Genomic DNA, 5178 nt, shown 5'->3' on the forward strand with positions numbered 1-5178 from the left:
CGAGGGCAGCTCGAAGGGCAGCCGGCCGCGCGGCCGGGCCTTGCCCTGCAGCACGTCGAGCAGCGCGTCGTCGGTGATGCCGAAATTGCCGATCAGCGCCGTCGACCGGTCGCGCACATTGGCCAGGATCGCCGGCCGGTCGAGATAGACCGTGACGATGGTCGGCACCGCCGCCGCGGCCGCCGCTTTGATCGCCTCGTAATCGGCGTCGCCGTCGCGGAAATCCAGCCGCCCCTCATGCTGCCGGCTGCCGAAGGTGTAATTGGGATGCAGCGTCTCGAACGGCGTCGCCGCCCGCACCAGGGCGAAGTCGGCCTGGCGCGGATCTGCGACCACGGTGAAGCCGTGCGCCCGCGCCGCCGCGGCATCGACGCCATGCAGCCAGACCCGCCGCATCGTGGGGCTCAGCGGCAGGATCGGCCGGCGGTTCGGCCCCGGCCGCCAGGCGCTGCCATCCGCCGCGGCCACCAGCGGCCCTCGGGCCGCGGGACGGTTCTCCAGCAGCACCAGCGAGGCCTGCTGCGCGGCGCGCCCTTCGGCCTTGAAGCGGTCATTGCCGGCGATGCGGCCGGCCGCCGCCGCGTCGACATAGGGGTTCTCGAACAGGCCGAGCTGGAACTTCTGCAGCAGGATGCGGGCCACCGACTGGTCCAACCGCCGCTCGCTCAGCTGCCCGGCGCGCACCGCCGCCACGATCGGCGCCGGGTCGTCGCCGCTGCCGCCGAACTGGTCGATGCCGGCGTCGATCGCCTTGACGAAGCGCTGCTGCACCGTCAGGTCCTGCACGCCCCAGGAGGTGCCGAAGCCGACGAAGCCCGGCGTCTGCCCGTCCGGCCAGCCGTCGCGGCAATGAACATCGCAGTCCGCGGTGATGGCCCAGTCGCTGAGGATCACGCCATCGAAGCCGAAGCGGCGGCGCAGCAGGTCGGTCAGCAGCTGCCTGCTGAAGCCGGCGCCCACCCGCTCCAGCTGCCGGCCGAACAGGGTCAGGCCCTGCGGCGGCACGGCATAGGTCGGCATGATCCCGGCCGCGTTCGCGGCGAAGGCGCCGAGGAAGGGCACGATGTGGTCGTTGAATCGACCGGCCGGGAAGGTCAGGTTCTGGCCGTAATAGTTGTGCGCGTCGAACCCGTCGACCTGGGCGCCATAGCCGACCCAGTGCTTGACCACGGTGACGACGCTGCCGGGGTTCAGCCCGCGCCCGCCGTTCTGGAAGCCGCTGACATAGGCGTCGACCATGCGGCGGGCCAGCTGCGGATCCTCGCCGAAGGTGCCGTTGATGCGCGGCCAGCGCGGCTCGGTCGACAGATCGGCCTGCGGCGACAGCGTCTCCTGCAGTCCGATCGCCCGGTATTCCTGCCGGGCGATGTCGCCGAAGCGGCGCACCAGCCCGGCATCGCCGATCGCGGCCAGGCCGGTGGTCTCGGGCCATTGGGAGAAGGCCGTGTTCTCGACGCTGGCGCCGGCGACATACTGGAAGTGGTTGCGCGGGTCCGAGCTGATCAGCACCGGAATGCCCAGCCGGGTCGATTCGGCGATCTCCTGCGCCCGGTTGGCGGCCCGCGCCTGGGCCTCGGCGCTGCCGGACAGGCGGCTGATCAGGGCGGCGACGTGGTTGCCTCCAACCAGCGCCTGCAGCGACTCCTCGGTCCAGCCGTCGCCGCTGGCGGTCGAGGCCGCGGTGGCGTGGATCATGGCGCCGGCCTTCTCCTCCAGCGTCATGCGCCGGACCAGGTCCTGCGCCCGCAGCGCGGCCGGCAGGCGGCGGTCCTCATACGGGTCCAGCCGGCCGTTGCGGTTCAGGTCCCGGTACTGGAAGCCGCGCTGCGACAGGATCGGCGCCGACCGCGACTCCAGGCCGGGCGCGGTGTCGGCGAGCGCCGGGCCGGCCGCCAGCCATCCGCCGAGGCCGATCGCGGCGACGGCGGGCCAGGTTCGTGACAAGGGCATCTTCGCTCCCCTCTGTGGGTGTCGTGGCGCAACCCGTTTGCTTAAACCTACCAATCACTCGGTAAGTTTTCCAAGCAGGATGATGCGGGCGGCGCTGCGCGAGTCGGCGCGGCCGTGCTAGAGAGCAGAATGCGCTCGAAGACCCCTGCGGCCGACGGCCCGGCCGCCTCTTCCGACGGTCCGAAGACCCGGCGATCGCCCAAGGGGCAGCGCCGCCGCCAGCAGATCCTGGACGCCGCCATGGAGATGTTCGCCCAGGGCGGCTATGCCGGCACCGCGATCGCCTCGATCGCCGAGAAGGCGGGCCTGACCCTGCCCGGGCTGCTGCACCATTTCCCCAGCAAGATGTCGCTCCTGCTGGCGGCGATGGAGGAGCGCGACCACGAGACCGGCCGGCTGCTGGCCGCCGAGGAAACGGAAGGGCGTGACCCAGGGACCGGAAGGCTGCTGTCGCCGGACGGGCTGACCTGGCGGCGGGTGCTGGACGACGCCCGCCGGGTGGTTCGCCACAACGCCGGCAAGCGGAACCTGGTCCAGGTCTTCGCCATCCTGAACGGCGAGAGCCTGATCGAGAATCATCCGGCCCAGGCCTTCTTCCGCCGACGCTCGGCCTATCTGCTGGCCTTCATGCGTGCCGCGTTCCAGGCCGGCATCGACGCCGGGGAGCTGCGGCCGGACCTCGACCCGCAGCTTCTGGCCTATGAGCTGATCGCGATGATGGACGGGCTGCAGATCCAGTGGCTGCGCGACCCGGACGGTGTCGATATGGCCGCCGGCTTCGAGGCCTATCTGGGGCGGCTTGAGGCGGGCATCCGGGCCAGGGCAACCGGAGACGACTGAGGATTTGACCTTACGCTATATTCGATGAAATATATCGACTGGCGATCGGGCAGTCCCGACAGCCTCCCAGGTTGCCTGCCGGTCCCGTCCCAAGCCCGGCGCGCAACCCAGACTTCCGGGGCGGTGGTTCTTCCGCCGCCCTTTTTCTTTGTCATGGTCTCCGAAGGCTGACGTATCGCCCGGAAGGCCTGATAGTGAGAGACCTTGCCCGCTTGTGAACGAGCCACGTGACATTCAGCTTCCCGGGTATGGAGCCTCTAACGGTCCCCGCACACAAGCCGATCAAGCCGGTCTACGTGACGCGCTTCCTGGGCCTGATCGACGCGATTGGTACAGAACATGGCAACTGAACTTGAAACCCTTCCCCGCTTCGAGATCCGTCCCCTCACGACGGAAGAAGGCGGCGGCTATCTGATCGAGTTTCCGGACTTCCCCGGCTGCATCGCTGATGGGGAAACACCCGAGGTCGCGATCCACGAAGGCCGGGATGCGCTGGCTTCCTATCTGCGGACGCTCGAAGAGCTAGGCCGCCCAGTGCCGGCGAAGGGAGAGGTCTATGGCGGCCAGTGGCGCCAGCGGGTGCCGAAGTCGCTTCACGCCGCGCTGGCCCGACGGGCCGAGCGCGAGGGCGTCTCACTGAACATGCTCGTGACCTCCCTCCTCGCAGAGGGGCTCGGCCGGCGAATCGGGACCGAAGGGGATTCCAGGAAGTGACCGGAAGCGCGCCCAAGCCGAAGGCCGATGTCTATCGAAATGCTCGGTTCCGAGAGATCGCGCGTGAGATTGCATGGAGGATCGGAGTCATCGGAAATATGGCCGTGCGGTCGACACCGGCGGTGCTATCGCACGCGCGCTGGAACGTGCCTATCGTGAGGGGTTCGTCACCACGATAAGCGAGGTGCCCGGATCTGCTCCCGCCAAGGAGTCGACCCTGCCTCCCGGTGTTGTTGCATGGGGCCTGATCCCACCGAGGCCTCGGGCCGCTTTCTGGAGTATCTGCCTGTTCGTGTTGGGAAGCCAGATGGACCGCGGTGTCGGGTGCCTGACTCCAGCCACGACGCCACGTGGAACCCCAGGATGGCAAATCAACTAGGAGAAAGGCCTGCATGATCGTGTCATCGCCGAGGCGACGATACGCCCATTGCTGCGTCTCGGTCTGCTCGCTTTCGGTGCTCAAGATCCGTCCAGACTGTATATGACCGATCAAGGGCGTGCCAGTTGGGCGCATTTCTTGGCTATGGAGGGACAGGCTCCAGACGACACGGTGGATCTCTGAATCCACAACCGATCGCTCGGCGAGATTGCCCGCAATCGGTAAATTCCAAAGCCAAGCGGTCATCCTGCCACTGACGCACGAACCGATCATGCTGTCGACAAACTGCATCCTGCCGCTTATCATCCACCCCGGATCGAGAGGTAGGGAAGGGCACGCCCTTGGCGCGAGCAGCGAAGGAACAGGCGGAGGGCGGCGAGACCCGAGCCCGCGGCGGCGGCGTCGCCAAGGTCTATGAGGCGCTGAAGCACGACATCCTCGACCTGGTGCTGGCGCCTGGTTCGGCCCTCGATGAGACTCGCATCGCCGAGCGCTTCGGCCTGTCGCGCACCCCGATCCGCGAGGCGCTGGTGCGGCTGGCCGGCGAAGGGCTGGTCGAGACTCTGCCGAACCGCAACACCATCGTTGCCCCCATCGACTTCTCCGCCCTGCCCGCCCATTTCGACGCGCTGACCCTGATGCACCGGGTCACCACCCGGCTGGCCGCCCTGCGCCGCACGACGAAGGACCTGGAGGAGATCCGCATCCACCAGGCCGCCTTCGGCCGGGCCGTGGCGGCGGCCGACGCGATCGGCATGGCCGACGCCAACCGCGACTTCCACCTGGCGATCGCCCGCGCCGGCCGCAACCGCTACTACACCGAGCTGTTCGGGCGCCTGCTGGACGAGGGCCGACGGCTGAACCGGATCTACTACGCCAGCTTCGACGACCACCTGCCGGCCGAGTTCGTGGCCGAGCACGAGGCGATCATCCAGGCCATCATCGACCGCGACGCCGACCGCGCCGACAGCCTGGGCCGCGCCCATGCCGGCCAGGTGGTGCGGCAGATCCAGGGCTTCCTGGCCAGCGGCGTGGGCGGCGACGTCACCCTGGGCGCCGCGGCCGAGCCGGCCCGGCCCGCGCTGCCGGCCTGAGATGGCGGGCATCGCCATCATCGGCGGCGGCGTGATCGGCTGCGCCATAGCGGCTTGGCTGGCGGCCGACGGGCATGAGGTTACGGTCTATGAGCGCCGGCCGGAGGACCGCCACGCCTCCGCCGGCAATGCCGGGATGCTGGCCTTTCCGGAGATCACGCCGCTGGCCCGGCCCGGCGTGCTGCGATCGGTGCCGCGCTG

The 5178-nt window shown here is 69.1% G+C and carries 5 protein-coding genes; 4 read left to right on the plus strand and 1 reads right to left on the minus strand.

The features are described from left to right. Positions 1-1950: glycoside hydrolase family 3 protein (locus P409_RS26115; protein WP_052121405.1), on the minus strand; the 1950-nt coding region annotated here is incomplete at its 3' end. Positions 1951-2079: 129 nt separating this feature from the next. Here P409_RS26115 and P409_RS26120 point away from each other — a divergent pair. The 4 genes from P409_RS26120 to P409_RS39250 form a co-directional block, all read left to right on the plus strand. Next, positions 2080-2790, plus strand: coding sequence for a TetR/AcrR family transcriptional regulator (locus tag P409_RS26120; RefSeq protein ID WP_052121406.1), 711 nt, complete (start codon positions 2080-2082; stop codon positions 2788-2790). 339 nt (positions 2791-3129) lie between these two features. Beyond that, entirely contained in the window at positions 3130-3504 is a 375-nt protein-coding gene (locus P409_RS26125; RefSeq protein WP_034845325.1) for a type II toxin-antitoxin system HicB family antitoxin, read from the plus strand. 720 nt (positions 3505-4224) lie between these two features. Then, positions 4225-4977 carry a GntR family transcriptional regulator gene (locus tag P409_RS26130; protein WP_052121407.1) on the plus strand — a complete coding sequence of 251 codons (753 nt, stop codon included), beginning with the start codon at positions 4225-4227 and terminating at the stop codon, positions 4975-4977. 1 nt (position 4978) lies between these two features. Further along, positions 4979-5178: FAD-dependent oxidoreductase (locus P409_RS39250; protein ID WP_034845320.1), on the plus strand; the 200-nt coding region annotated here is incomplete at its 3' end.

It is taken from the genome of Inquilinus limosus MP06 (genome assembly GCF_000767795.1).
GTDB classification, from domain to species: Bacteria; Pseudomonadota; Alphaproteobacteria; order DSM-16000; family Inquilinaceae; genus Inquilinus; species Inquilinus limosus_E.

Excerpts from the sequence above, each read along its gene's own strand:
- P409_RS26120 (WP_052121406.1), top strand. The coding sequence starts at position 2,080 with ATGCGCTCGAAGACCCCTGCGGCCGACGGCCCGGCCGCCTCTTCCGAC.
- P409_RS26125 (WP_034845325.1), top strand. The coding sequence starts at position 3,130 with ATGGCAACTGAACTTGAAACCCTTCCCCGCTTCGAGATCCGTCCCCTC.